Origin of the sequence: Janthinobacterium aestuarii (genome assembly GCF_046113285.1) — a bacterium.
In the GTDB taxonomy this organism is placed as follows: Bacteria; Pseudomonadota; Gammaproteobacteria; order Burkholderiales; family Burkholderiaceae_D; genus Janthinobacterium.
The window spans coordinates 2,270,710-2,297,212 of the sequence record NZ_CP142524.1 but is presented as its reverse complement, the minus strand read 5'-3'; the positions used below and the strand labels follow the sequence as shown (position 1 = coordinate 2,297,212).

The following is a 26,503-nucleotide window of genomic DNA, read 5'->3' as shown; positions in this document are numbered from 1 at the left end:
GGAACTGCATCATGAAAAAACGCACTGTCAACATTGTCGCTACTCTGATCGCCGGCTTGTTCGCTACCGCAGCCTTTGCTCAAACCCCAGCACCAGCAGCGCCGGCCAAGGCCGAAGCCAAGCACACCAAGGAAGTGGCTAAAGCAGAAGCCAAAGAAACCAAGGCCGTCGTGAAAGCCGATGCGAAAGAAGCCGCTGTTGCCGCCGATGCGAAAGCCGACGTCGCCAGCGCCAAGGCCGATGCCGCCGTCACCAAAGCCAAAGCCCACAAAAAAGCGAAAAAAGCCAAGGCCAAGGCTGACGAAGCCAAAACTGAAGCGACCGCAGCAGCAGCCAAGTAATCCCCACAGCGCATTTTTTGCGCCACACAAAAAGACAGCTTCGGCTGTCTTTTTTCATTTTCATGCCAGCATCATGCAGCAACATCCTATAAAACACCTGATTGTAAGAAAGTGTAAACAAGGTCAACGGTAAGCTTCCGGGGCGCGTTTTATGCTCAGTGACACGGGAATCATCCCACCACCAACAGATACACCAGACAAACCACCACTGAGGACTGCACCATGAAAAAAGTAATCGCTACCCTGATCGCCGGCCTGTTCGCAACCGCTGCCTTTGCCCAGACGCCCGCAGCCCCAGCAGCTCCGGCAGTGCCCGCCAAAGTCGAAGCGGCCCATACCAAGGCCGTCGTAAAAGCCGATGCCAAGGAAGCGCAAACGGTCGTGAAAGCGGACGCCAAAGAAGCGAAAGCCGTCGTCGCCGCGAAAACGGAAGTCGCCAGCGCCAAAGCGGAAGCGGCCACCACGAAAGCCAAGGCCCACCACAAAGCCAAGAAAACCAAGGCCAAGGCTGACGAAAAGCTGGCATCGGCCACCGCTGAAGCAGCACCGGCAGCAGCCAAGTAATCACCCAGACAATCGCTTACCACTCTCCAGGACAATACAATGAAAAAAGTTATCGCCACCCTCGTCGCCAGCCTGTTCGCTACCGCCGCCTTCGCCCAAGCCCCTGCCGCCCCGGCAGCACCGGTTCCCGCCAAGGCGGAAGCGGCCCACACGAAAGCCGTAGCAAAAGCGGAAGCCAAGGAAACCAAGGCCGTCGTGAAAGCCGATGCGAAAGAAGCGGCCGTCGTCGCCGATGCGAAAGCCGACGTGGCCAGCGCCAAGGCCGACGCCAAGGTCAGCAAGGCCAAGGCCCATCACAAGGCCAGCAAAGCGAAAGTGAAAGCGGACGCAACGAAAGCGGCAGAAGCCGTACCGGCAGCGCCAGCGCCAGCGAAGTAATCGCGGCAATCGCCACGGGAGCGCGTCCGCCGGGTCTGCGCTTCCGTGGCGGCTTCGCCCGCAGTATCAAAGACAGCTTCGGCTGTCTTTTTTTTTCGCGGCTGGCACTGGTAGCGCATGAGCGGCACTGACGACCGGAAGCAAAACCTCCAACGTAAAACCGTGTAAAGATGTAAAAAAACAACGCTTTTCAGTCACAAAAAGTCCCCATTCCGGCCCCTCCTCAAATAGAATTGAGAATTATTCTCATTCTCATCCTTGATTCAGGAGCCGTTTCAATGCCAGGTCGCACCGTTCTTTCCGCCGCATCGTCCACCCCATCCTGCCCCGCCGCGCTGTCGTTGCGCCCGCTGGCCCTGGCCATTTCACTGGCGCTCGGCGCCGGCATGGCGCATGGCGCCGACGGCGCCCCCGCCGATGATGCTGGCGAAGATACGCCCGTGATGCAAACCATTACCGTCACGGGCAGCAGCGACGCGAACGCCTACACGGCGCGCAAAAGCGCCTCGGCCAGCAAGTTCGACCTGTCGCTGCGCGAGACGCCGCAGGCCGTTTCCGTGGTCACGCGCGCGCAAATGGACGATTTCAGGCTCGATAACGCCAGCAAGGTGCTGGCGCAAACGACGGGCGTGACGGTGGAAGCGGTAGAAACGGACCGCAGCTATTACACGGCGCGCGGCTACGACATCACCAACTTCCAGTTCGACGGCGTCGGCATTCCTTTCGTCTTCGGCAATGTGATGGGCGACCTCGATACGGCGCTGTTCGAGCGCGTCGACATCGTGCGCGGCGCGAATGGCCTGATTTCCTCGACCGGCAATCCGTCGGCCACCGTCAACTTCGTGCGCAAGCGCCCGACCCAGGGCCTGGCCGCTGCTGCCGGCGTCACGCTGGGCTCCTGGAACACGCGCCGCGTCGATGCCGACGTCTCGACGCCGCTCGGCAGCGACGGCAAGGTGGCGGCCCGCTTCGTCGCCGCCCACGAGGAAGGCGATTCCCACCTGGACCGCTACTCGCCGCGCAAGGATGTCGCCTACGCCATCGTCGAAGCGAAACTGACGCCGGACACCCGCCTGGCCGTGGGCCACAGCTACCAGAACAACCTGGCCAGGGGCGGAATGTGGGGCGCCCTGCCCGTCGCCTACACGGACGGCACGCCCACCGACTACCCGGTTTCCGCCTCGACGTCGGCCGACTGGTCGCGCTGGAGCATCCTCAACAACAGCACCTTCGCCGAACTGGCGCACCAGTTCAATGCCGACTGGCGCGTGACGGCCACGGCCACCTACAACCGCTCCACCTCGGATTCCAAACTGTTCTACGTCTACGGCACGCCGGACAAGGCCACGGGCGACGGCTTGTTCAGCTACCCTTCGCGCTATGCCTCGGCCAACAAGCAGCGCCTGCTCGATGTCGCCGCCACGGGCACATTCACGCTGGCCGGGCGCCGGCATGACCTCAGCATGGGCCTGGCCTGGTCGAAGTCCACGCTCGACGACGTGTCGTATTATGGCCGCGGCATCGGCACGGCCCTGCCGAACGGCGCGGCCTTCGACGGCTCCTACCCGGAACCGCTCTTCGATGCATCGACCAATGGCAGCGCCTACAAGGACGAACGCAAGAATGCCTACCTGGCCGCCCGCTTCAACCTGGCCGACAACGCCAAGCTGCTGGCGGGCGTGAACACCGTCAAGGCCGACAGCACGGGCAGCGCGTATGGCGTCAGCCAGGCCAAGTCGCAGAGCGATACCACGCCCTACGTGGGCCTGGTGTACGACATCGGCCGCCATGTGTCGGCCTACGGCAGCTACACGGAAATCTTCAACCCGCAAAGCAGCATCGACCGCACGGGCCAGACCCTGGCGGCGGCCACCGGCAAGAGCCTGGAAGCGGGCTTGAAAAGCGACTGGTTCGACGGCCGCCTGAACCTGTCCGGCGCCCTGTTCAAGACGCGCCAGAAGAACGTGGCCGAAGCGGCCGGCACCACGCCCGACCTCAAGACGTTCTACAAGGGCGTCGATTCGGAATCGCAGGGTTTCGAGCTCGATGCCTCGGGCGAGCTGGCGAAAGGCTGGCAGGCGAACGCCGGCTATGCGCAGCTGCGCATCGAAGGCGACGACGGCCACGATGCGCGCACCTTCATCCCGCGCAAGCGCTTTCACCTGGCCACCACCTATCACGTGCCGGCCGTGCCGGCGCTGAAGCTGGGCGCCAGCCTGACCTGGCAGGACGCCATCTACAACAAGGTCGACGACAGCACCACCCTGCACCAGGGCGCCTACGCGCAACTGGGCCTGATGGCCAGCTACGCCATCAGCCGCAACGTCAGCCTGTCGCTGAACCTGAACAATGTGACGGACAAGAAGCACCTGACCAGCCTGTACTGGACCCAGTCGCTGTACGCGGCAGGCCGCAATGGCAGCGCCACCCTGAGCTGGAAGTACTAGGGAGCCGCCATGCGACTGCGTCCTCCCATGGTTGTTCTGCACCGCTGGTTCGGCCTGGCGGTGGCGCTCTTCCTGTTCATTTCCGGCCTGACGGGCGCCGTGATCTCGTGGGATCACGAGCTCGATGCCTGGCTCAATCCGCAGCTGTTCCACGCCGCAAGCGCCGCCAGTGACGGCCCCGCAAAATCGGGACTGGAGCTGGCGCAGCAGCTCGAGGCGCAGGACCGGCGCCTGCGCGTGAACTACACGCTCACGGCGATCGAGCCTGGCCACACGGCGCTGATCGCGGTGGAAGGCCGGCCCGACCCGGCCACCGGCAAGCCGTTCGAGCCGGGCTTCAACCAGGTGGCCGTCGACCCGGCCACGGGCGCCATCCAGGGCACGCGCCAGTGGGGCGTGGTCTCGCTGACGCGCGAAAACCTGCTGCCCTTCCTGTATAAACTGCACTACACCATGCACATTCCCGATGGCTGGGGCATCGAGCTGGGCGTGTGGTTCATGGGCATCATCGGCATCGTGTGGGTCCTTGACTGCGGCATCGCCCTGTATCTGTCGTTTCCGAACTGGCGCAGCTGGCGCAAGTCGCTGGCCTTCCGCTGGCTCGAAGGGGGCCACAGGCTGAACTTCGACCTGCACCGCTCGGGCGGCGTGTGGGTCTGGTTGCTGCTGCTGGTGCTGGCCGTCACGTCCGTGTCGATGAATCTGCAAACCCAGGTGATGCGTCCCCTGGTCGCGAAGTTGTCCACGCTCAGCCCGAACGCCTTCGACAGCCGCACGCCGCAGCCCCCCGGGAACCCCATCGAGCCGCTGCTGACGCGCGAAGAGGCCGTGGCGCTGGCGAAGACGGAAGCGGCAAGACGGGGCTGGACGCTGCCGGCCGGCGGCGTGTTCTATTCTTCCGCCTACGGCCTGTATGGCGTCGGTTTCTTCGCGGCGGACAACGACCATGGCGACGGCGGCCTGGGCAATGCATGGCTGTACTTCGACGGGCGCGACGGCAAGCCGGCGGGAGGCGTGGTGCCCGGCACGGGCAGCGCCGGCGACATCTTCCTGCAGGCGCAATTCCCCCTGCATTCGGGCCGCATCCTGGGCCTGCCCGGGCGCATCCTGATTTCCGCCATGGGCCTGGTGGTGGCCATGCTGAGCGCGACGGGCCTGATCATCTGGTTGAGAAAACGCCGTGCCCGCGCGGCGCAGACCGGTAAGGCGCCGGCGCCGCTGCATGCCAACTTCAGCAAGCAGGTGCAGTAAAACGCCACAAAACGGCGCAACTGGGCGACACTGGCGATCCGACCATCGCCACGAAAGCTGTCCATGCGCCGCCTGTCCTTGTCCTTGCTGACTACCCTCCTCCTGTCCTGCGCCGCCCTGGCACAGGACAGCGCCCCCGGCACCATCGCGCAAGTCCTGCAAGCCCAGGACCGCGACAGCCACGGCGACCTGCGCGCCGTCGTCGTGCTGCGCGACGGCGCCATCGTCGCCGAACGCTATTACAACGGCGAGACGGCCGATACCCTGCACGACATCCGCTCGGCCGGCAAGAGCATCACCGCCCTGCTGGCCGGTGCGGCCGTGGCGCGCGGCCAGCTGGCGACGACAAAAACCGTGGGCGACTACTGGCCCGAAGTGGCCGGCAGCCCGGCGGGCAAGGTCGTCCTCGACGACGTGCTGACCATGCGTTCGGGCCTGGCCGCCTTCGATGAAGACGAACAGTCGCCCGGCAATGAAGACAAGCTCGATGCGGCGCCCGACCCCGCCGCCTTCGTGCGCGGCGTGCCGGCCGCAATAAAGCCGGGCAGCGCCTACCGCTACAACTCGCTGGGGGCGTACATCGCCGGCAGGGTGGTGGAAAACGCCAGCGGCGCCGACCTGGAAGACTACGCCGCCAAGGTGCTGTTCGCGCCACTGGGCATCAGGCGCTGGAGCTGGGGCCGCGACGTGGCCAACCATCCGAAGGGACAGGGCAATCTGTCGCTGCGGGCGCGCGATACGGCGAAAATCGGCCAGATGGTGCTCGACGACGGCGTGGTTGACGGCAGGCGCGTGATCGACGCCGCCTGGCTGCACGCGGCGCTGGCGCCGCGCGTAGCCGTCGGCGCCGTCGACCGCTACGCCGACAGCTACGGCTATTTCTGGTACGCGAAGACGCAGGAGATTGGAGGACAGCAAATCGCCGTGTATTTCGCCTCCGGCAATGGCGGCAACAAGATCTATGTGATTCCATCGCACCGCATGGTGGTGAGCATCGCGTCCAGCGCCTACGGCAAGGCACATGGACAGCGCCGTTCGGAAGACATCCTGAAGGCCATCCTGAAAGCGGATGCCACGCAGATGTAAGCGTTTGTAATGACCGTCAACGCAAGCGTCCCGGGGCGCGTTTTATGCTCAGTGACACGGGAATCATCCCGGCACCAACAGATACACCAGACAAACCACCACTGAGGACTGCACCATGAAAAAAGTAATCGCTACCCTGATCGCCGGCCTGTTCGCAACCGCTGCCTTTGCCCAGACGCCTGCAGCTCCTGCAGCCACCCCGGCAGCCTCGGTTCCCGCCAAAGTGGAAGCGGCCCACACCAAGGCCGTCGTGAAAGCCGATGCCAAGGAAGCGCAAACGGTCGTGAAAGCGGATGCGAAAGAAGCGAAAGCCGTCGTCGCCGCCAAGACGGACGTCGCCAGCGCCAAAGCGGAAGCGGCTACCACCAAGGCCAAAGCCCACCACAAAGCCAAGAAAACCAAGGCCAAGGCTGACGAAAAGCTGGCATCGGCCACCGCTGAAGCGGCTCCAGCGAAGTAATTTCTTCCCACTGCATTCACCCGAAAAAACACCAAGGATCTCATCATGAAAAAAGTTATCGCCACCCTGATCGCCAGCCTGTTCGCCACCGCCGCTTTCGCCCAGACGCCAGCCGTCGCGCCAGTCGCTCCAGTGGCACCGATTCCTGTCGTCGCCCCTGTCGTCAAGGCTGAAGCACCGGCAGCAGCCGTCAAGCCGGCCGCGCACAAGAAAGCCAAGCATCACAAGGCGAAGAAAGCGGCACCAGCAACGCCGGCAACGCCAGCAACTCCGGCCGCACCAGCAGCTTCCGCACCAGCAGCAGCGCCAGCGCCAGCCAAGTAATCACGGCCGCAGCAAGCAAAAAGACAGGGTTTTCCCTGTCTTTTTTTTCGTCCGCTTATTGTGGCATCAGCACCGTGTCGATGACATTGATCACGCCATTCGACTGGTACACGTCATAGGTGCTGATGTTGGCGCTGTTGCCGCCTTCATCCATCACCACGATGTTGTGCATGCCGTTCATGGCGAACATCAGCTTGCCCCCGCTGGCCGTGGGCAAGGTGGCTTTACCGTCATGCATCTTGATTTCCCTGGCCAGCGCCTTGAAGTCGTATTTGCCGGGCACCACGTGGTAGGTGAGGATTTTCGTCAGGGTCGCCTTGTTTCCGGCTTGACCAGGGTGTCGACCAGGCCAGCCGCCTTCACGGCGGCGACCAGGGTCGTGTGGTCGGCCGAATTGACGGCGTTGTCGACGATGTCCCTGGACGGATACATGCTCTGGCCACCGACCATGGTCGCCATGTCGGCGGCAAAGGGGGCGCTGGCGGCCAGCATGGACGTAATGAACAGGGTATTGTCGGCTTACGCGCTGCGCGCTAAGCCGACCTACAGCGCTGAGCCGACCTGCGCCAACCATAAAAAAACGGCGCCGTGCAATGCACGACGCCGTTCTTGACTGGCTTATCGCCGGGATACTAGTTGGCCGCGACTTGCGGCTCCGTCTCGCCCCAGCCGCCGCCCAGGGCGCGGATCAGCGCCACCGTGGTGACGGCGCGGTTGCCGCGCAGCTGCACGGCATTGCGCTCGATGGCCGCCAGGTTGCGCTGCGCGTCGAGCAGATCAAGGTAGCTGGAACGGCCCGCGTCGTACAGCTTTTGCGCCAGGTCGGCCGAGCGGCGCGCCGAGACGACGGCTTCGTCGATCTGCTGCGTCTGGCCCGACAGGATGCGCAGGCCGGCCAGGTTGTCTTCCACCTCGGCGAAGGCCACCAGCACGCTCTGGCGATACGTCGCCACCGATTCTTCCAGCTGCGCTTCGCTGCGGCTCACGGCCGCCTTGTTGCGGCCACCGTCGATGATGGGCATCGACATCAGGGCGCCCAGCAGCCAGGAGCGGCTGCTCCACTTGAAGATGTCCGAGAAGGTATCGGACGCGCCGCCGCCGGAAGCGTTCAGGCTCAAGGCGGGGAACATGGCCGACTTGGCCACGCCGATGCGCGCATTCGACGCTTCCATGGTGCGCTGCGCCGACGCGATGTCGGGACGGCGTTCCAGCAGGGACGACGGCATGCCGGCCGGGATCACGGGCAGGAAGCCGCTGTCCTGCAGGGGGTTGACGCCGGCCGTGAAGCTGGCGGCAGGTTTGCCCAGCAGGACGGCCAGCGCATGCTCGCTGGTGGCGCGCTGGCGCTGCAGGCCGATGGCTTCGGCGCGCACGGTCGACAGCTCCGTGCGGGCACGGGACAGGTCAAATTCGCCGATGTCGCCCAGGTCGTAACGGCGCTGGTTCACATGCACGCTCTCCTCGCGCAGGCGCACCGTCTGTTCCAGGGTCGCCAGTTCGGCGTCCGTGGCGCGCAGCTGGAAGTAGGTTTGCGCCACGTCGGCCTGCAAGGACAGCAGCACCGAGCGGTAAGTCGCTTCCACGGCCAGCGCATCGCTGCGCGAGGCGCTGACGTTCGATGCCACCCTGCCGAACAGATCGACTTCGTAGCTGGCCGTCAGGTTGGCCTGGTAGACGTTGGTCGCCGCCACCGGCGCGCCGTTCGGCAAGCCGAGCGACACGGCGGAAGCGCGGTTGCGCTGGCCGCCCACGTTCACGCCCACTTGCGGAATGCGGTCCGCTTCGGCGATGCCGGCAATCGCCCTCGCCTGCTTGACGCGGGCGGCGGCGACCGCCAGGTTGGCGTTCGCCTGCGTGGCCTCGTTGATCAGGCCAGTCAAAGCCGGATCATTGAACGCCAGCCACCACTCGCCGCGCGCCTGGCGCTCGGCCGGCACGCCCTGCTTCCAGCGCGTGCCGTCGGCTGCCGTCTGCACGGCAGGCAAGGTTTGTGCTTCCTTGAACGCCGCCGGCGTCTCGATCTGCGGCTGCTTGAACTCGGGCGCCGCGCAGGCGGCCAGCAGGACTGCGGCGGCCATGGCGCTCAAGACGGGCGCCGCGCGCCGGATGATTGCATTGGTTTTCAATATATATCTCCTTCCAGGTCCAGCGCTGGCGCGGCGACAGGCTTGGCGGCAGCGGCGGCTGGTTTTTTCTCAAAACGCTGCGCCAGGGTGCGCAGCAGTACGTAGAACACGGGCGTCAGGAACAGGCCGAAGAAGGTCACGCCCAGCATGCCGGCGAATACCGCCACGCCCATCGCATGGCGCATTTCCGAACCGGCGCCGTGCGAGAACACCAGGGGCACCACGCCCATGATGAAGGCGATCGACGTCATCAGGATCGGACGCAGACGCAGACGGCACGCTTCCAGCGCCGCTTGCACGACGGTGCGGCCATGCTCTTCCAGTTCGCGGGCAAATTCCACGATCAGGATGGCATTTTTTGATGCCAGCCCCACCAGCACGAACAGCGCGATCTGGGTGAACACGTTGTTGTCGCCGCCGGTCAATTTGACGCCCAACAGCGCGCAGAGGATCGACATCGGCACGATCAGGATCACGGCCAGCGGCAGGGTCCAGCTTTCATACTGGGCAGCGAGCACCAGGAACACCAGCAGCACGCACAGCGGGAAGACATAGATCATCGTATTGCCGGACAAGATGTCCTGGTAGGTCAGCTCCGTCCACTCATACGAAATCCCCTGCGGCAGCACTTCCTTGGCGATGCGCTCCAGCGCGACTTGCGCCTGGCCGCTCGATACGCCAGGGGCTGCGCCGCCGTTGAAATCGGCTGCGGCATAGGCGTTGTAGCGCTGCACGCGGTCAGGACCATAGCTGTCCTTGACGCGCATCAGCGACGACAGCGGGATCATCTCGCCCTTGTCATTGCGTACCTTCAGCTGCGCGATGTCCTGCGCATGCGAACGGAATGCCGCATCGGCCTGCACGCGCACCTGGTAGGTGCGGCCAAACTGGTTGAAGTCATTCACGTACAGCGAACCGAGGTTGATCTGCAAGGTCTGGTAAATCGTTTGCAGCTGCACGCCCATCTGCTTGGCTTTCACGCGGTCGACGTCGGCGAACAGCTGCGGCACGTTGATCTGGTAACCCGAGAACACGCCCGCCAGTTCCGGCGTCTGGTACGCTTTCGCGGCCAGTGCCTGGGTGGCGTTGTACAGCGCGTCGTAACCGAGGTTGCCGCGGTCTTCGATCATCATCTTGAAGCCGCCGATGGTACCGAGGCCGTTGACGGGCGGTGGCGGGAAGACCATGATGAAGGCGTCCTGGATACCGCCCAGGCGCTTGTTGATCTCGGCCGCGATGGCGCCGCCGGACAGCTCCTTGGTCGTACGCTCGTCGAACGGCTTCAGGGTGGCGAAGACGATGCCGGCGTTTGGCGCGTTGGTAAAGTCGTTGATCGACAGGCCGGGGAAGGCGATGGTCGATTCGACGCCCGGCACCGACTTGATGACGTCGGACATGCGGCGCACGACATCTTCCGTGCGGTCCAGCGAGGCGGCGTCAGGCAATTGCGCAAAGCCCACCAGGTATTGCTTGTCCTGCGCCGGCACGAAGCCGGCCGGCACGGACTTGAAGGTGAAGATGGCGGCAACGACCAGCAGCGCATACACGCCCAGCGAGGCGCTCTTGCGGCCCAACACGCCCTTCACGCCCGCTTCGTAGCGGTGCGAGGCGCGGCCGAAGAAGCGGTTGAACCAGGCGAAGAAGCGGCCGAAGACCATGTCCATGCCGCGCGTCAGCGCGTCTTTCGGCGCATCGTGCGGTTTCAGCAAAGCGGCCGACAGGGCCGGCGCCAGGGTCAGCGAGCTGAAAGCGGAGATCACGGTCGAAATGGCGATCGTCAGCGCGAACTGGCGGTAGAACTCGCCCGACAGGCCGGGCACGAAGGCGATCGGCACGAACACGGCGCACAGCACCAGGGCGATGGCGACGATGGGACCGCTCACCTCTTTCATGGCCTGGATGGTGGCGTCGCGCGGCGAGAGGCCTTCCTCGATGTTGCGCTCGACGTTTTCCACCACGACGATGGCGTCATCGACGACGATACCGATGGCCAGCACGAGGCCGAACAGCGACAGGGTGTTGATCGAGAAGCCAAAGCCCAGCATCACGGCAAAGGTGCCGACGATCGAGACGGGAACGGCCAGCAGCGGGATGATCGATGCGCGCCAGGTTTGCAGGAAGATGATCACCACCAGCACCACCAGGGCGATGGCTTCCAGCAGTGTGTGGATTACGGCTTCGATGGACGAACGCACGAACTGCGTGGGGTCGTACTCGATGCGGTATTCCACGCCTTGCGGGAAGTCTTTTTTCAGTTCGTCCATCTTGGCGCGCACGTCGGAAGACAATTGCAGCGCGTTGGCGTTCGGCGCTTCGAAAATACCCATGCCGACGGCAGGATTGTTGTTCAGCAGCGAACGCAGCGAGTAGCTGTTTGCGCCCATTTCCACGCGCGCCACGTCCTTCAGGTGCGTCACGGCGCCGTCGGCATTGGTGCGCACGATGATGGCGCCGAATTCCTCGGGCGTCTGCAGACGACCCTGCGTGTTGACGGTCAGCTGGAAGTCCGAGTTCTTCGCTGGCGAGGCGCCGATCACGCCGGCAGCCACCTGCACGTTCTGCTCGCGGATCGCGTCGACGACGTCATTGGCCGTCATGCCGCGCGCCGCCACCTTTTGCGGGTCGAGCCAGATGCGCATCGCATAGTCGCCGGCGCCGAAGATCTGGATGTCGCCCATGCCGGGCAAACGGGCCAATTGGTCCTTGACGTTCAGCACCGCGTAGTTACGCAGGTACATATCGTCATAGCGCTTGTTCGGCGACACCAGGTGCACGACCATGGTCAGGTTGGGCGAGGACTTGACGGTCGTCACGCCGATCTGGCGCACTTCCTCGGGCAGGCGCGGCAAGGCGCGCTGCACGCGGTTCTGCACCTGCGTCTCGGCCTGCTCGACGTTGGTGCCGATCTTGAAGGTCACGGTCAGCATCATCGCGCCGTCGGACGTGTTTTGCGAGGACATGTAGAGCATGTTCTCGACGCCGTTGATCTGCTCTTCGAGCGGCGCGGCCACGGTTTCGGCGATCACTTTCGGGTTGGCGCCCGGGTATTGCGCGCGCACCACCACCGATGGCGGCACGACGTCGGGATATTCGGAGATGGGCAGGCCGAATATCGACAGCAGCCCGGCCACGAATATGACGATCGACAGCACCGCCGCGAAAATCGGCTTGTCGATGAAAAAGCGGGAAAAATTCATGTTTATTCCTTGGAAGTCGATGCTGCTTTCGCGGCGATCTTGGCGTCTTTTGCTTCAGGTTTTGCGGGAGCGACGGGCGCGGTCGGGTCGAAATCCATCGCCACCATCTGCGGCGTCACGGGCGCGCCGGGGCGCACGCGCTGCAAGCCGTTGACGACGATTTTTTCGCCCGCCTTCAAGCCTTCGCGCACCACGCGCAAGCCGTCCGAGGTCGGGCCCAGCTTGACGGCGCGGTATTCGGCCTTGTTATCGGCGCCCACCACGTAGACATATTTACGGCTTTGATCCGTGCCGACCGCGCGGTCGGAGATCAACAGCGCCGTGCTTTGCGCGTGCGGGCCGTTGCCGCCATCGAGCTGGATGCGTGCGAACAGGCCCGGTACCAGCTGGCGCTCGGCGTTGGCGAAGGTGGCGCGCATGCGCACGCTGCCCGTGGCCGGGTCGAGCTGGTTGTCGACGAATTCCAGCTTGCCTTCGTGCGGGAAGCCCGTTTCATTGGCCAGGCCCACCTTGACGGTGACGGGCGTGCCCTTTTGCGCCGTGCCGGCCACGCGCAGGTAGGTATCTTCATCGCCGTCGAAGCTGGCGTAGATGCGGTCCGTCGACACCACCGACGTCAAAATGGCGGAAGCGTCGATCAGGTTGCCGACGGTGATTTCCGCCTTGCTGACGCGGCCGCTGATCGGTGCCTGCACCTGCGTGTACGACAGGTTCAGCCTGGCCGCTTCATACGCGGCTTGCGCCGAACGGACATTCGCGTCCAGCTCTTTCAGACCCGACGCCTTTTCATCGAATTCGCGCTGGGCGATGGCCTTTTCGGCCAGCAGCTTTTCAGCGCGCGACAGTTCCAGCTTGGCCAGTTCCGCCTTGGCGCGGGCCGAGGCGGCCGTGCCTTCGGCGCGCGATACTTCGGCCTGAAATGGACGCGGATCGATGACGAACAACACATCGCCCTTCTTCACTTCGCTGCCCGGCTTGAAGTTGACGGCCGTGATGAAGCCCCCGACTCTCGAGCGGATTTCCACGCGCTCGATCGCTTCCAGGCGGCCCGAGAATTCCTGCGTTTCCGTGATCTGTTTTTCAACGACGGCGGCGGCCGAGATGGGCGGGCCGCCGGCCGCTGGCGCGTCGGGCACCTTGCTATTGGCCGAATCGCAGCCGGCCAGGCTCACGGCCACCAGTCCCGCCAGCGCGAGCGAGGCCGCCAGGGGCTTGAGCAGAGTGGAAAATTGTTGAACGTTTTTCATTTTATTTCCCTGTTTTATGAAAATTTCTAATGATATGGGCGGCAGAAAGCAACCCAGCTGAAAAAGTGAATGGTGGTGCCATGGCGCCCGACGGCGCTCGATCAAAGGTAAACAGGCCGCCTGCTGCTTGAAAGCGGACGGGGACGACGAAGCTGGCTGTGCGAACGCACAACGCAGACAGGAAGAGAACTACACTGCGTAGTGTAGCAACCGAAACTCAAAAAGTAAACTGATTAGTGTAAGTTTTTTTGCAGTGCCGCAGATGGCGGCTTTATGACTCGGGCTCCTGCCCCAGTCCGGCGACGAAACTGCTAATTTCGCTCAATACCTGCACCTTGCAGGCGCATTCATTACGGGCGGTCGCGTCTTGCAGCGGCGCGGCGGCCATGCGCCGCACGGTGGTCTTGATGCCGCAGGCGATCAATTTGCTGCCGTATTGTTCAGCCTCGTCGCGCAATGGGTCATCTTCGCTGGACAAGATCAAGGCTGGCGGCAGGTTCTTCAGGCGGCTCGACTGCAATGGCGACGCGTACGGGTGGGTGCGGTCAGCGGCATTCGGCAGGTAGCCGCGGTAGGCGGCGGCGCATTGATCGGCCACTTCGGCCAGGTCCGGACAGGTCGGCAAGTGGCGCATCGAACAGGTCGACAGGCCGGGGTCGAGCATGGGCATGATCAGCACCTGGCCCGCGAGGGGCGGGCCGCCCCGGTCGCGCGACATCATGGCGCACACGGCAGCCAGGTTGGCGCCCGCTTCGATGCCCGACACCACCATCTGCTTGCCCGTCCAGCCCAGCTTGGACTTGTTCTTTTTCGCCCACAGCAGCACGGCATGCGCGTCTTCCACGGCGGCGGGGAATGGCCGCACCTTCGCCAGCGTGTAGTTCGCGGCCAGCACCACGTGGTCGGGATTGCTCAGCACGAGGCAGCGCAGGAAGTCGTCCGCGTCGTCCAGGTCGCCGGCCACAAAGCCGCCGCCATGGAAGAAGACCATCAGGTTCGGCTGCTTGGCGCCCGGCACGCCGGCTGTATAGACGCGCGCGCCGAGCGCATCCTGCGCGCCCTGCACCTGGATGTCGCGTATCTTCAGCGCCTGGCCAGGTGCCAGTTCGGCCGTGGTGTCGGCAATGCTCATTGCGCCACCACCGGCTGCACCGCCACATCGCGTACCGCGTCGTTCAGGCACAACAGGGCGATGCCGCCCACTTCATGGGTCAGGGCGCTATAAGCGCTGGCTTCGCTTTGCGCCGCCAGCGAGTAGGCATCCGTCGATACCATCGCGGCCAGAGCCAGCAGGCTCGCCGCCAAGGCGAATACTGCAAAGTTTCCATTCCGATGACCCATGATGTTTCTCCTGTTGTACTTCCTGCGGCATCACATTTATGCTGCAGTACAACAACTATAGACTTGATCTACAATCTGATAAAGAGTGCAATGCCGAATTGATTGTTCAGGATTCTGAATAATCGCGAAGAAAGTGATAGGAAATCAAGTGAACAAGCTGCAAGCCATGGAAGTTTTCATCCAAGTCGTCGATGCGGGCGGTTTTACGCGCGCGGCGGAAAACATGCAGTTGCCCAAAGCCACCGTGTCGACCTTGATCCAGTCGCTGGAAGCGAGCCTGTCGGTCAAGTTGCTCAACCGCACCACGCGCCACGTCAGCATCACCTCCGACGGCGCCGCGTATTACGAACGCTGCGTGCGCATCCTGTCGGACGTGCGCGAAGCCGAGGAATCGCTGTCGCGCACGCGCCTGAGTCCCAGCGGACGGCTGCGCGTGGACGCGCCCACGGCCCTGGCCAGCGAACTGATCATCCCTGCCCTGCCCGACTTCTTCGCCCGCTACCCCGATATCTCGCTGGAACTCGGCTGCAGCGACCGTCCCGTCGACCTGATCGAGGAAGGCGTCGACTGCGCCGTGCGCGGCGGCGAACTGGGCGATTTGAACCTGATCGCGCGCCGGGTCGGCGTGCTGCATTTCATCACCTGTGCCGCACCCGGCTACCTGGCGCGCCATGGCACGCCGCTGCACCCGAACGACCTGGCGCAGCACCGGGGCGTGAATTTCTTCTCCGCCAAGACGGGCAAGACCTTCGAATGGGATTTCACGCGCGCCGGCGAACGCATCCAGATGTCCATGCCCAGCCATATTGCCTTGAACGACTCGAACGCCTACGCGGCGGCCGGCCTGGCGGGCCTGGGCATCGTGCAAATGACGCATTTCATGCTTGCGCCCCTGATGGAACAGGGCAAAATGGTGGAATTGCTGGGCGATTGGGAATCCGACCCCCTGCCCATCCACGTGATCTATCCGCCCAACCGCCACCTGTCCGCCAAGGTGCGCGTATTCGTCGAATGGGTCGCCGACATGTTTACCAACCACCCGGCCACGCAGCTGAAGGGCAAGAGCACCCTGCCCGCGCGTGCCGCCCTGACCGAGGCCCAGCCATGACCGCAGCAAGCACATCACCGCACCTGCACCTGCACCCGCACCGCATCGTCTTTCTCGACCGTGACAGCCTGATCGCCACCGTGCGCCCGCCCGCCTTCGCCCACAGCTGGGAAGAATATCCGCATACCAAGGGCAGCGAGCAGACGGTAGCCCGCCTGCAAGGCGCCACCATCGCCATCACGAACAAGGTGCCGCTGCGCGCGGCCGAACTGGCGCAGCTGCCCCACCTGAAAATGATCGCCGTGGCCGCCACGGGCACGGATATCCTCGACCTGGCCGCCTGCCGCGCGCGGGGCATTATCGTCGCGAATATCCGCGACTATGCGCGCGCCACCGTGCCCGAACACACGCTGGCCCTGATGCTGGCCCTGCGCCGCCAGCTCATCGCCTACCGCGCGGACGTGGAAGCGGGCCTGTGGCAGAAGTCCGACCGCTTCTGCCTGTTCGGCCACCCGATCCGCGACCTGGCCGGCAGCCGCCTGGGTTTGCTCGGCTACGGCGCGCTGGGCAAGTCCGTGGCCCAGCTGGGACGCGCCTTCGGCATGCAGGTGATCGTCCACAACCGTTCCCCGATCGAGGAAGACGGCGTGCAGGAAGTGAGTTTTGATGAACTGCTGGCCACCTCCGACGTGCTCAGTCTGCACCTGCCCTTGACGGACAAGACGCGCAACATCATCGGAGAGCAAGAGCTGGCGCGCATGCAGCCCACGTCCCTGCTGATCAACACGGCGCGGGGCGGCCTCGTCGATGAAGCGGCGCTGGCCGACGCATTGACCCGTGGCGTGATCGCCGGCGCCGGCTTCGACGTGCTATCGAAGGAACCGCCGCCGCCAGACAATCCGCTGTTGAACTTGCGCCTACCCAACTTCATCCTCACCCCGCACACGGCCTGGGCCAGCGGCGAGGCCATGCAAAAGCTGGCCGACATATTGATCGGCAATATCGAAGCGTTCGAACGCGGCGCTCCCGTGAACGTGGTGGCATGAGCGTCTTGCACGAGCTCGATGAACTGCTGTGCGGCGACGACGAGGAATACGACCGCCTCGACCTGTTTCACGAGGCGGACGAACTGATCGGGCAATTGCGGACCGCCGACGTGCCCGCGCTGCTGCAACTGTGGCCGCAGCGCGAGCTATGCTGGCAGCAGCGTTTCACGCAAGCGAGCGCTTCCATCGACGGCGCCGTGCTGCGCGCGCTGCTGGCCGGTTTGCTGCAGATCAGGGAGACGACGCACGGCGTGTTCGAACTGATGTCGCGCCTGCCTGCGACAGCCGACGCCTCTGCGCTCAGCGACGCGCTGCTCGACTACGCCGAGCAAGCCTGGCATGCGGACCAGGGGCGGCACCGGCAAATCCAGATCAGCTGCTGGAGCTGCGGGCTGTCGGGCCGACTGCTGAAGCGGCTGGGGCTGTCTGCCTGGAAGGAAGCGGGGCTGTAGGCCTTACGGCGCGGCGGGACGCTCAAAACTGAAACCCGGCGCATACGCATGATAGCCGTCGAAATCGCCCTTGCCAATGGCGGCACCTTGGCTGCGGGCGATCGCATACGCCATGCTGAAGTGAAAGTAGAAATTCGGCAGGATGTACAAATTCAAATACTCGCCGGCCGGCAGCGCGATGTCGGCAAAGCCGGCGCGGTCGCGGCAGATGCGGTCTGGCGGCCCGTCGAAGCGCTCTGCGGGAATCGCCTTGAGATAACGCATGGTCTGCGCGATCTGTTCCTGCAGGCTGGCGGCGGCGCTGAAATCGGCCACCTCCAGCCCCGCCAGCGGGCAGCAGCCGCGCAGCGAAAAGCTTACGGCTGCGCGCACCTGCTGGGCAAACGGCAGCATGTCCGGGTGCAGCCGCGTGGCCAGGATCTGCGGCTGGGCCTCGAGCTTGTCCAGCATGGCCGACAACTGGCCCAGCGAGCGGCAAAAGATGGCGACGGGGTGGCTGTTCATCATTTCCTTGTGCAAGATTCACGATGACAAGAGTGTGCCACAGGCACCCGCGTCGCCGCAGCGTTATCGCCGGTGCTTGCTGAAAAATTCCCACATCACCTCATTTGCATCGATGGCGCGCGTGGTCTTGCCGATGGGCAGGCCAACATTGAAAGCGTCGGCACCGGGCCACGTGTGGCCGCCTTCCTTGACGGTAAGCAAGGCCACCTTGGCGCCGCCCGCACCCTGCTCCAGCCAGCTTACTTGCGTGGCGTCGCCGGCGGCACCGGGAATCAGGCGCGGCTGCGGCGTGGCGCCTTCGATGCCGTTGTGCCTGCGCCAGTAATCGAAGGTGCCTTCTGCCGACAGGTAGCTGGCAGCCTTGCCCTCAAACAGCACCACCTTGTCGGCCATGCCCTGTATCAGCAGCATGCCCACCTTGTCCTTCTGCTTGTGGTGCTGCAGCACCGGTTCCGGCATGGGCGCGCCCACCGAGGCGACGGCGGCGAACTGCTGGGGCAGCTCGGCCGCCAGGCGCAAGGCAAAGAAGCCGCCGCGCGACAGGCCCGTCGCATACACGCGCTTGTCATCAATGCGGTAATCCTGTTTGAGTTTGCTCAATATCGCTTGCGTAAAGCCGACGTCATCGGTGCCGGCCAGGTAATCCATGCCGAAGCCCACGTTCCAGTCCTGCCTGATGCCTTGCGGATAGACGACGATGAACCGGTACCGCTCGGCCGCCTTGTTCATCTGCGTATACAGCATCTGTTCCGCCATGCTCATGCCGCCGCCATGGAAATTGAAGACGACGGGAAAGTTCTGCTGGGGCTGGCTTTGATACGCCTCCGGCGTATAGACGATGTAGCGGCGCTTTTCCTCCTTGTGGACTAGGCTGCTCACTTGCGCCAGAACCGGGAGGCTGGTGCACGCCAGCACCAGCAGGCTGATAAGAAGTTTCATGCGGTTTTCTCCATTCATCAAAAGCTTGCAGCTTATGCAAGCGCCGGTGAAATCGCGGTGAAATCTTCCTGCTTTTTATCGTATCTGGAGGAGAATGATGTCGACGCGGTAGTGCCCCTCGCCCGGATGGAAACGGATTTCCCAGCGCATGGCCTGCGCCACGCGCCCCAGCAAGCTTTGTCCATGCGCAAATCCCTGGACGCGCCGCGGCTGCCCCGCCGACACGGTATTGCCGATGCTCAGGCAACCTTGCGCATACGCGATGCGGATGCGGCAAGCGGGGCCGCCATGGAACAGGGCATTTGCCAGGCAGTTATTGATGAGCAACATCGTCAACTGCGGATTGCCGACGACCTCCAGGCGCTCGGGCAAGTCCAGCGTCAGCAGGCTGGCGTCCCACGGATGTTCGTCGAGCAGGCGCAGCAGGCATTGCTCGATGCAGGCGCGCAACTCGACCACCTGGCCAGGCAGCTGCTCTGCGCGCGCCAGCGCGAACAGCACCTCGATGGTGGCGCGCATGTCGTCGACACCCTGGCGCAGCTGCGCCTGCCCATCTGCCGCCAGGGGCTGCGCGCCGGCCAGCGCCAGGCTGTTGTGCATCAAGGTCAGCGGCGTGCGCAGTTCGTGGCTGACGTCGCGGGCGAATGCCTGTTCGCGCCGCAACACCGTTTGCAGTTCGGCAAACGTGGTTTCCAGGCGGCGCGCCAGGAAACCGATCTCGTCGGGACGATCGCGCTCGCTGAAATGGACGGCGCCGCCGGGCGCCAGCTGGCGCGCTTCCTGCGCCAATCTCTGCAAGGGCAGCACGAGGCGCCGCGCCAGCCAGTATGCCAGCAGCAAGGCCAGGGCGATCAGCGCCAGCGCCACGCCAGCGACGACACCGCCCACCTCCCGCACCAGGCGCTGCACTACCAGCACGGGCGCCACGTCGGCCAGCAGATACGCGCGCTGCGGCTGGCCGGCGGCAGCGAGGTCCAGCGCCAGCACGTGATAATGCTGGCCCGTCGTCGTAAACACTTCGCCGCGCGGGGCAGACGGTGGCACGTGTGCGCGCACGGCTTGAGGCAAGTCAAGGTAGCGGCCATAAACCGTGATGAGGTCGCTGCCAGACGGCGTAAGCTCACCGTGCTGACGCAAACGCTGGCTGACCACCGCCGCTTCGCGCTCGAGCAGGCGCTGCACCAGCATGTCTTCCGTCACGTAGGCGATCACCAGCGCCAGGCCCGTGTAGCACAGGCACAGCAGGACGGTGAAACCGGCCAGGGCCGCAAACAGGCGCTGCCGGATCGACCTAACCATCGCTGGCCGCCGCCTCGAAGGCCAGGCGGTAGCCCAGCTGCGGGATGGTCACGAGTACACCCGCCGCGCCAAGCAACTCCAGTTGCTTGCGCAACGCGTAGATGTGCGATTTGAGCGCGTCACTGTCGGGCGGCTGGCTGCCCCACAGGGCTTGCAGCAAGGCCGAGCGCGACACGGCGTGCGGATGCTCGCGGCACAGCAGCAGCAAAATTTTAAAACCCGTCTGCGTCAACGGCAGCGGTACGTCGCCGACCAAGGCGCGCCCTGCGCGCGTCTGCAAGGTGAATGGGCCCACGCGCATTTCCTGATGCACGTGCAGCTGCTGCCGTCGCGCCAGCGCTTCGCAGCGCAAGGCCACTTCGCGCAAGTCGAAGGGCTTGGTCAGATAGTCGTCGGCGCCGTCGCGAAAGCCGCGTGCCTTATCTTCATAAGAGTCGCGCGCCGTCAGCATCAGAATCGGCACATTGCTGGGCGCACTGGCCTTGATGGCGCGGCACACCTGCAAGCCATCGATATCGGGCAGGTTCAGGTCCAGCAGCACCACGTCATAAGTGTTGAGCGTGGCCAGCGCGACACCGAGCGCGCCCGTTCCCGCATGGTCGGTCTGCCAGCCCAGACCGTCGAGGAAATCCAATACCTGGCGCGCGATGGCCAGGTGGTCTTCCACCAGCAGGATGCTCAAGGGCGCTTTGCTCATGGAATACCGGCAAGGCGCGCATACAGCCAGAAGTTACCCGATCTTCCGCGGATTTGCCGGTAGCAGCGCAGATAGCCTTCCCGCTCGAAAGCGCAGCGTTCGAGCACGCGCAGCGAACGTGCATTGCTTTCCAGCACGGTCGCCTGGATACGCAGCAAGCCCAGGCGTTGAAAACCCCAGTCCAGCATGGACTGGACGATGGACGTGGCCACGCCCTGCCCCCACACGACAGGAGAAAGATCGTAGGCAATCTCGGCTGTGCGGTGCTGCCGAGAAATGGCATTCAAGCCGATGGTACCCACCAGCTGGCCGCCCTCGCGCAGCACCACGGCCAGGCGCATGGACGACGCCGGCTGGGCCGATGCATAATCAGCGAAATTGGCCTGCAAGTCATCGATGGAATGCAAATACCAGCTCGTGTGCTCGACGACGACAGGGTCGGCCAGGTAAGCATACCAGGCGGGCGCGTCGCTGCGTTCCAGCGGGCGCAAGGTCACGAGGGGATGGGTGGAACAGGGCAAGTCAGCCGGTTTCATCGTTTGCTCATGGAATAGTCAATCGACGGGGCAATCAGCGGCCAGCCAGGCGGCGAAATCATCGGCGGCCCGCTCGAAATCGCCGCGCTGCATCGAGCCATGGCCCACCAGGTACACGGCGCGGTCGCTCCCATCGAGGGCCAGCATGACGGCGCGCCCGCCGCTGTCGTCGCCGATGGTCATGTAGCCGGGGCAAAATTGCTGCGTCTCATACGTTTCATTGCGTTCCCGTAAGCTGTCCACGCCGTACAGCAATACCTGTTCGCCCCGCATGCTCTCTTGCCCATCCTGCAGAAAACGCAGGTAATGCGCCGGCAAGGGGGCACCCAGCCAGCGTTCAAGCGCGTCGATCGCTTGCCCGCTCACGCGGCATCCTTGCGCCGCGCTTCCCACTCGCGCCGCAGCAAGCCGTACAGTGCCGAATCGCTGACGTGGCCGCCGACGATCCAGCGCTCCGGCAAGAAGCCTTCCCTGTTAAAACCCTGGCGCTCGAGGGCGCTGGCCGAACCGGCGTTGAGCGGGTCGATATCGGCTTCCAGACGGTTCAGGTCGCGCTCGACGAAGGCGTACTCGATCAGCGCCGACAGCGCCTCGTGCATATAGCCACGGCCCCAGTACGGACGCGCCAGCGCATAGCCGATCTCGGCGCGGCGGTTCTGGCGGTGCACGGAAAACAGCGTGCAGCTGCCCACATATTCGCCCGTCTGCTGCAGTTCGATGGCGAAGCGGAAGAACTCTTCGTTCTCGAAGGCGGCGCTGTCCTCGGCGATCTGGCGCGCGGCGCGGCCGGCATCGTCCCAGGGCGGCTCGCTGAAATAGCGCATCACTTCGGGATCGGCATGCATGGCGAACAGGGCCGCCTCATCGGATGGCTGCGGCTTGCGCAGGATCAGGCGTTCGGTGGTGATGGTCTTGCTGTAGGTCATGGCGCTCCAGTCTGGCGGCAAACGGACGAATGCTTATTATTCCATGCAACTATAACGAAGTGGCAATTTTGTGACGGTGCTTTTAATGTAATATGGCAATATTTCGACCATATCATTGATGCAACTTCATGATCCGCTCATGCACGCAGTAAAACACGCAGCCAACACCGAAGCCGACCATGCCCATCCCTAAAATCCACCTCACCATGCCGCTTGCCCTGGGAGCACTGGCCGTCTGGCTGGGCTTGAGCATGGGCGGGCGCTGGCTGGAATCGGCCGGCTACGCCTTGCCGGGCGCCGCCGTCACCGGCCGTATCGGCCTGTCGTGGGCGCTGGCCGCCGTATTCGCGCTGGCGCTGCTGTTGGCGTCAAGCCGGCCCCGCGAAGCGGGCCTGAGCACGCCGCAGCCATGGAAAACGGTGTGGCTCGCCTCGCCGCCCCTGCTGTATGCGCTGCTGATGCTGTTGCTGGCCTGGGCCGGCGGCTGGCCGCAACCGCGCGTGCTGCTGATCGTCGCGTGCAATGCGGCGCTGGTGGCCGTCTCGGAAGAGCTGATGTTCCGCGCCATCTTGCTGCAAGGAATGCTGGACCGCTACGCCGTCTGGCCCGCCGTCCTGATGTCCTCGGCGCTGTTCGGCCTGGCCCATACGGCCAACGGCCTGGCCACGGGCGACGTCAGCGGCGCCCTGTGGCAAGCCGTGGCCGCCACCTTGCAAGGCGTCGGCTATGCGGCCATCCGCCTGCGCACCCGCTCCATCTGGCCCATGGTGCTCGTGCATGGACTGTGGGATTACGCGCTGGTGACGGCCACCTTGCCGCACCCGGCCGAGGATGGCGCATCGATCCTGCCGTATATCGCCCTGCTGGCCGTGCTGCCCCTGTGCCTGTACGGCGTCTACCTGCTGCGCCCCAGCCAGCGGGCCGCCATATCTCAACTGCAACGATAAGGACTGTGCATGGCGTTTTTTTCACGTGATTACGAGGTATTCCTGTTGCTGGCCGCGCCCGATGCCATACCGCTATGGGATGCGGCGCAATGGACGCCGTTTGCCGCCAGCCTCGACGGCCTGATGGCGCAGGCGCGGGGCAAGGCCGGCGTGCGCAGCCATCAGTACAATCCCAAGGGCAAGCCGATTCCCTTTGGCCGCCTGGGCTGGGACGCCACATCGCACGCGAAGTGGGCGCACACGCCGGCCACGACGCAAGCGCGCTTCATGAGCCTGGAAGCATGGGCGCCCACCTGGACCGTCTGCGAAAAGGACAACCGGGCGCCCGATGTGTTCCTGGCCCTGGCCAATGAATCGCTGCTGGGACTGGCAGGCAAATCCCTGCAATTTGGCCAGCGCCTGGTGTGCGCCATCGCCACGGACATGGGCCCGGAAGCGGCCGCCACCTTGCGGCAAGCGCTGGCGCAACTGGCCGCGCAGCAAGACGCCGTCGTCTTCGCCCATACGCACCGCCAGTGGGGCCGCGCCTCGTCGTATGGCGGTTTCACGGGTGCCATCCAGGACATGCTGATCGGCGGCCTGTTCCGGCAGGACGACCCGCATGCCCGACCGCTCGATGACACCGCGTTCCAAGATGTATGGAGCAAACTCGACATCCACCATGCATGAACGGACTCCCATGCCACGCCTGAGCTTTGCCATCCTGCTGTGCTGGAGCGTCCATGCGGGCGCCTTCGAACTGAGCGGCACCATCCGCAGCAACGGCCCGCCGCTGCCGCAAGCCATCAGCATCGTTGCCGAGCGCATGCACGGCGAGCCGCAGATACATGGCACGGTCGAAAATGGCCGCTACCGCATTGATGTACCGGAAGGCGGCACACTGGCACTGCTTTTGCAATCGCCCGGCTGGGAAGCGGAACCCAAGCTCATCTTCAGCGTGGCCACGGCGGGCGCGCTGGACTTCCTGCTGTATCCGGCCGCGGTGCCCGAGGCGGCGCTGGCAGCCGAATTGCGGACCATGGAACAGGAAGACCAGGCCCTGCGCGCGGGATTCCCGCCTACGGGGCCGGACCTGGCCACGCGCCAGCGCATGCTGGCCACGGATGAAGCACGCGAGCAACGCTTACGGCAAATCATCGCCAGCAAAGGCTGGCCCACGCAAACGATGGTCGGCTACAAGGCGGCGGGCAGCGCCTGGCTGATCGCCCAGCATGGATCCAATGCCTTCCTCAAAAGCAGCCTGGTCCTGATGCGCGCAGCAGCGGCACGGGGAGAGATCACGCCCTCGAAGCTGGCACTGGCGATCGACCGCGACTTGAGCAATGACAAGCTGCCGCAGCTGTACGGCAGCCAGTTCCGCACGGATAGCACCGGCAAGACGGTGCCCTTCCCCATCGACGATCCGCAGCGCCTGGAGCAGCGCCGCGCCAGCATGGGCATGGAACCGTATGCGCAGTACCGGCAGTTATTCGAAAAGGACAATTGACAACGCCAACCGTCGCATGGCATCGTTGCGCCATGCCATCGTCATTCCCGCCCCTGCCATCGATTATTGCTGCCATTTCAAGCATGGTGGCTGGACAGGAATGACATTGACCAAGCCGCCTGCAAGGCGGCTTTGATCGGCAACAAACAATCAAGACGTCTCGCAGGCTTTGTTTTCACTTTCAGCGAGCGACCATGCACACCACTTCCAGCACCCCCGTTAGCCCCACCTTGCACCTCGTGTGCGGCAAGATTGCCTCGGGCAAATCCACCTTGACCAGCCAGCTTGCGCAAGCGCCGCATACCGTGCGCATCAGCGAAGACACCCTGCTGGCGCAGCTGTATCCGGGCCAGATCGCCAGCCTGGCCGACTATGTCGCCTGCGCGGCGCGGCTGCGCGCGGCCATCGCGCCTCTGGCCCTGCAGATGCTGCGGGCGGGCGTGTCCGTCGTGCTCGATTTCCCCGCGAATACGCCCGCCAGCCGCGCCTGGATGCGCGAGCTGTTCCAGCAAGCGCGCGTGCCGCACGTGCTGCACTACCTCGACGTGCCGGATGAGGAATGCAAGGCGCGCTTGCGCCGGCGCAATGACAGCGGACTGCACCCGTTCTCCACCAGCGACGCGCAATTTGATGAAATCACGCGCCACTTCGTGCCGCCCGACACGTCGGAAGGTTTTCACGTCGTGCGCGTGACGCCTTAAAACGTCCCCGGCAGCAGGATTTTCTTGTCCACCTGCTGCAGGTCGCGCAAGCCGCAAAACGCCATCGTCAGATCGAGTTCATTGCGGATGATATCCAGGCATTTGGTGACGCCCGGGCCGCCCATGGCACCCAGGCCATATAAGAATGGGCGGCCGATGTACACGCCTTTCGCGCCCAAGGCCACGGCCTTGATCACGTCCTGGCCCGAGCGGATGCCGCCGTCCATGTGCACTTCGATCTGGCTGCCGACGGCGTCGACGATGGCGGGCAAGGCTTCGATCGACGATTGCGCGCCATCGAGCTGGCGCCCGCCATGGTTCGAGACGATCAGCGCGTCGGCACCGCTGTTGACGGCCAGGCGCGCGTCTTCCGGGTCCATGATGCCCTTGATGATGAGTTTGCCGCCCCAGCGCTGCTTGATCCATTCCACGTCCGCCCACGACAGGCTCAGGTCGAACTGCTGCTGCGTCCAGGCCGACAGCGACGACATGTCGGACACGGACGTGGCGTGGCCGACGATGTTGCCGAAACCGCGGCGTTTCGTGCCCAGCATGCCCGCCACCCAGCGCGGCTTGGTGGCCATGTTGAGGATATTCGGGATGGTCAGTTTCGGCGGCGCCGACAGGCCGTTGCGCAAGTCCTTGTGGCGCTGGCCCAGCACCTGCAAGTCCAGCGTCAGCACGAGCGCGCCGCATTTGGCCGCCTTGGCGCGGTCGATCAGGCGGTTGATGAATTCGCGGTCCTTCATCACGTACAGCTGGAACCAGAACGGTTTTGTCGTGTTCGCCGCCACGTCCTCGATCGAGCAAATGCTCATCGTCGACAGGGTGAACGGCACGCCAAACTTCTCGGCCGCCTGGGCCGCGAGGATTTCGCCATCCGCATGCTGCATGCCCGTCAAGCCCGTGGGCGACAGGGCCACCGGCATCGAGACGGCCTGCCCCACCATGGTCGAGGCGAGGCTGCGGTTTTCCAGGTTGACGGCCACGCGCTGGCGGAACTTGATCTTGGCGAAATCGCTGTTGTTGGCGCGGTACGTCGATTCCGTCCAGGAGCCGGAATCGGCGTAGTCGTAAAACATGCGCGGCACCCGTTTCTGGGCCAGCACGCGCAAGTCTTCGATGCAGGTGATGATACTCATGCGTTTCCTCGGTCGATG

General features: G+C 64.2%; 28 protein-coding genes and 1 pseudogene. 15 read left to right on the top strand and 14 right to left on the bottom strand.

The features are described from left to right. Nucleotides 1-11: 11 nt before the first annotated feature. The 8 genes from OX462_RS10400 (at nt 12) to OX462_RS10365 (ending at nt 6,851) form a co-directional block, all read left to right on the top strand. The gene (locus tag OX462_RS10400) at nt 12-341 is read left to right on the top strand and encodes a hypothetical protein (protein ID WP_070289293.1); all 330 of its coding nucleotides are present in this window, start codon (nt 12-14) and stop codon (nt 339-341) included. A 222-nt stretch (nt 342-563) separates the two neighbouring features. After that, complete coding sequence (locus OX462_RS10395) at nt 564-905, top strand: hypothetical protein (RefSeq protein ID WP_070219505.1); 342 nt, start codon at nt 564-566, stop codon at nt 903-905. A 39-nt stretch (nt 906-944) separates the two neighbouring features. Beyond that, nucleotides 945-1,283, top strand: coding sequence for a hypothetical protein (locus tag OX462_RS10390; RefSeq protein ID WP_070313444.1), 339 nt, complete (start codon nt 945-947; stop codon nt 1,281-1,283). A 278-nt stretch (nt 1,284-1,561) separates the two neighbouring features. Continuing rightward, entirely contained in the window at nt 1,562-3,730 is a 2,169-nt protein-coding gene (locus OX462_RS10385) for a TonB-dependent siderophore receptor (protein WP_409028346.1), read from the top strand. Nucleotides 3,731-3,745: 15 nt separating this feature from the next. Next, on the top strand, nt 3,746-4,981 hold the full coding sequence (locus OX462_RS10380) for a PepSY-associated TM helix domain-containing protein (protein ID WP_409028738.1): 1,236 nt from the start codon (nt 3,746-3,748) through the stop codon (nt 4,979-4,981). Between the two features lie 63 nt (nt 4,982-5,044). After that, on the top strand, nt 5,045-6,067 hold the full coding sequence (locus OX462_RS10375) for a serine hydrolase domain-containing protein (protein ID WP_409028345.1): 1,023 nt from the start codon (nt 5,045-5,047) through the stop codon (nt 6,065-6,067). A 115-nt stretch (nt 6,068-6,182) separates the two neighbouring features. Further along, nucleotides 6,183-6,527 (top strand): hypothetical protein, encoded by a 345-nt coding sequence (locus OX462_RS10370; protein WP_070219501.1) that lies wholly within the window; start codon nt 6,183-6,185, stop codon nt 6,525-6,527. 45 nt (nt 6,528-6,572) lie between these two features. Continuing rightward, on the top strand, nt 6,573-6,851 hold the full coding sequence (locus tag OX462_RS10365) for a hypothetical protein (RefSeq protein WP_409028344.1): 279 nt from the start codon (nt 6,573-6,575) through the stop codon (nt 6,849-6,851). A 55-nt stretch (nt 6,852-6,906) separates the two neighbouring features. Here the strand turns inward: OX462_RS10365 and OX462_RS10360 are convergent. The 6 genes and pseudogenes from OX462_RS10360 to OX462_RS10335 all read right to left on the bottom strand — a co-directional run bounded on the left by OX462_RS10360 (nt 6,907) and on the right by OX462_RS10335 (nt 14,762). Beyond that, nucleotides 6,907-7,343 (bottom strand): annotated as a pseudogene (locus OX462_RS10360) (fasciclin domain-containing protein). Nucleotides 7,344-7,483: 140 nt separating this feature from the next. Further along, nucleotides 7,484-8,929 (bottom strand): efflux transporter outer membrane subunit, encoded by a 1,446-nt coding sequence (locus tag OX462_RS10355; RefSeq protein WP_070219510.1) that lies wholly within the window; start codon nt 8,927-8,929, stop codon nt 7,484-7,486. 44 nt (nt 8,930-8,973) lie between these two features. After that, nucleotides 8,974-12,174 carry an efflux RND transporter permease subunit gene (locus tag OX462_RS10350; protein ID WP_070219500.1) on the bottom strand — a complete coding sequence of 1,067 codons (3,201 nt, stop codon included), beginning with the start codon at nt 12,172-12,174 and terminating at the stop codon, nt 8,974-8,976. A 2-nt stretch (nt 12,175-12,176) separates the two neighbouring features. Then, nucleotides 12,177-13,421, bottom strand: coding sequence for an efflux RND transporter periplasmic adaptor subunit (locus OX462_RS10345; protein WP_070289289.1), 1,245 nt, complete (start codon nt 13,419-13,421; stop codon nt 12,177-12,179). A 271-nt stretch (nt 13,422-13,692) separates the two neighbouring features. Continuing rightward, complete coding sequence (locus tag OX462_RS10340) at nt 13,693-14,553, bottom strand: alpha/beta hydrolase (RefSeq protein WP_121669928.1); 861 nt, start codon at nt 14,551-14,553, stop codon at nt 13,693-13,695. Continuing rightward, nucleotides 14,550-14,762 (bottom strand): hypothetical protein, encoded by a 213-nt coding sequence (locus OX462_RS10335; RefSeq protein WP_139142989.1) that lies wholly within the window; start codon nt 14,760-14,762, stop codon nt 14,550-14,552. Before OX462_RS10335 ends, OX462_RS10340 begins: the two co-directional genes overlap by 4 nt. A gap of 148 nt (nt 14,763-14,910) precedes the next feature. On the opposite strand from OX462_RS10335, the gene OX462_RS10330 reads away from it, so the two are divergent. The 3 genes from OX462_RS10330 to OX462_RS10320 are packed head-to-tail and all read left to right on the top strand — an operon-like array spanning nt 14,911 to nt 17,308. Then, complete coding sequence (locus tag OX462_RS10330) at nt 14,911-15,870, top strand: LysR family transcriptional regulator (protein WP_409028343.1); 960 nt, start codon at nt 14,911-14,913, stop codon at nt 15,868-15,870. Then, on the top strand, nt 15,867-16,856 hold the full coding sequence (locus OX462_RS10325) for a D-2-hydroxyacid dehydrogenase (protein ID WP_409028342.1): 990 nt from the start codon (nt 15,867-15,869) through the stop codon (nt 16,854-16,856). The genes OX462_RS10330 and OX462_RS10325 overlap by 4 nt, the downstream gene beginning before the upstream one ends. Next, complete coding sequence (locus OX462_RS10320) at nt 16,853-17,308, top strand: hypothetical protein (RefSeq protein ID WP_409028341.1); 456 nt, start codon at nt 16,853-16,855, stop codon at nt 17,306-17,308. Before OX462_RS10325 ends, OX462_RS10320 begins: the two co-directional genes overlap by 4 nt. Before the next feature lie 3 nt (nt 17,309-17,311). Here OX462_RS10320 and OX462_RS10315 read toward each other — a convergent pair whose 3' ends face one another. From OX462_RS10315 to OX462_RS10285, 7 genes are all read right to left on the bottom strand, one after another. Next, nucleotides 17,312-17,815, bottom strand: a complete 504-nt coding sequence (locus tag OX462_RS10315) for a DUF1993 family protein (protein WP_240453400.1) — start codon at nt 17,813-17,815, stop codon at nt 17,312-17,314. 60 nt (nt 17,816-17,875) lie between these two features. Then, nucleotides 17,876-18,751 carry a CE1 family esterase gene (locus tag OX462_RS10310; protein WP_409028340.1) on the bottom strand — a complete coding sequence of 292 codons (876 nt, stop codon included), beginning with the start codon at nt 18,749-18,751 and terminating at the stop codon, nt 17,876-17,878. A gap of 75 nt (nt 18,752-18,826) precedes the next feature. Beyond that, nucleotides 18,827-20,050 carry a sensor histidine kinase gene (locus OX462_RS10305; RefSeq protein ID WP_409028339.1) on the bottom strand — a complete coding sequence of 408 codons (1,224 nt, stop codon included), beginning with the start codon at nt 20,048-20,050 and terminating at the stop codon, nt 18,827-18,829. After that, a complete protein-coding gene (locus tag OX462_RS10300; RefSeq protein ID WP_409028338.1) occupies nt 20,043-20,747 on the bottom strand; it encodes a response regulator transcription factor in 705 nt (234 codons plus the stop codon). Before OX462_RS10300 ends, OX462_RS10305 begins: the two co-directional genes overlap by 8 nt. Then, nucleotides 20,744-21,283 carry a GNAT family N-acetyltransferase gene (locus OX462_RS10295; protein ID WP_409028337.1) on the bottom strand — a complete coding sequence of 180 codons (540 nt, stop codon included), beginning with the start codon at nt 21,281-21,283 and terminating at the stop codon, nt 20,744-20,746. Before OX462_RS10295 ends, OX462_RS10300 begins: the two co-directional genes overlap by 4 nt. 18 nt (nt 21,284-21,301) lie before the next feature. Next, the gene (locus OX462_RS10290) at nt 21,302-21,649 is read right to left on the bottom strand and encodes an SMI1/KNR4 family protein (protein WP_180279159.1); all 348 of its coding nucleotides are present in this window, start codon (nt 21,647-21,649) and stop codon (nt 21,302-21,304) included. Then, nucleotides 21,646-22,209: a GNAT family N-acetyltransferase gene (locus OX462_RS10285; protein WP_409028336.1), complete on the bottom strand. Its 564-nt coding sequence runs from the start codon at nt 22,207-22,209 to the stop codon at nt 21,646-21,648. The genes OX462_RS10290 and OX462_RS10285 overlap by 4 nt, the downstream gene beginning before the upstream one ends. A gap of 179 nt (nt 22,210-22,388) precedes the next feature. Between OX462_RS10285 and OX462_RS10280 the strand changes: the two genes are divergently transcribed. The 4 genes from OX462_RS10280 (at nt 22,389) to OX462_RS10265 (ending at nt 25,343) form a co-directional block, all read left to right on the top strand. Continuing rightward, on the top strand, nt 22,389-23,156 hold the full coding sequence (locus OX462_RS10280) for a CPBP family intramembrane glutamic endopeptidase (protein WP_409028335.1): 768 nt from the start codon (nt 22,389-22,391) through the stop codon (nt 23,154-23,156). A 9-nt stretch (nt 23,157-23,165) separates the two neighbouring features. Then, a complete protein-coding gene (locus OX462_RS10275; protein WP_409028334.1) occupies nt 23,166-23,825 on the top strand; it encodes a hypothetical protein in 660 nt (219 codons plus the stop codon). Between the two features lie 10 nt (nt 23,826-23,835). Then, nucleotides 23,836-24,642, top strand: a complete 807-nt coding sequence (locus tag OX462_RS10270) for a DUF6624 domain-containing protein (protein WP_409028333.1) — start codon at nt 23,836-23,838, stop codon at nt 24,640-24,642. A gap of 194 nt (nt 24,643-24,836) precedes the next feature. Then, nucleotides 24,837-25,343 (top strand): P-loop nucleotide/nucleoside kinase family protein, encoded by a 507-nt coding sequence (locus tag OX462_RS10265; RefSeq protein ID WP_409028332.1) that lies wholly within the window; start codon nt 24,837-24,839, stop codon nt 25,341-25,343. On the opposite strand, the gene OX462_RS10260 is transcribed toward OX462_RS10265, so the two are convergent. Further along, on the bottom strand, nt 25,340-26,485 hold the full coding sequence (locus OX462_RS10260) for an alpha-hydroxy acid oxidase (protein WP_409028331.1): 1,146 nt from the start codon (nt 26,483-26,485) through the stop codon (nt 25,340-25,342). The genes OX462_RS10265 and OX462_RS10260 overlap by 4 nt on opposite strands. Nucleotides 26,486-26,503: the final 18 nt, after the last annotated feature.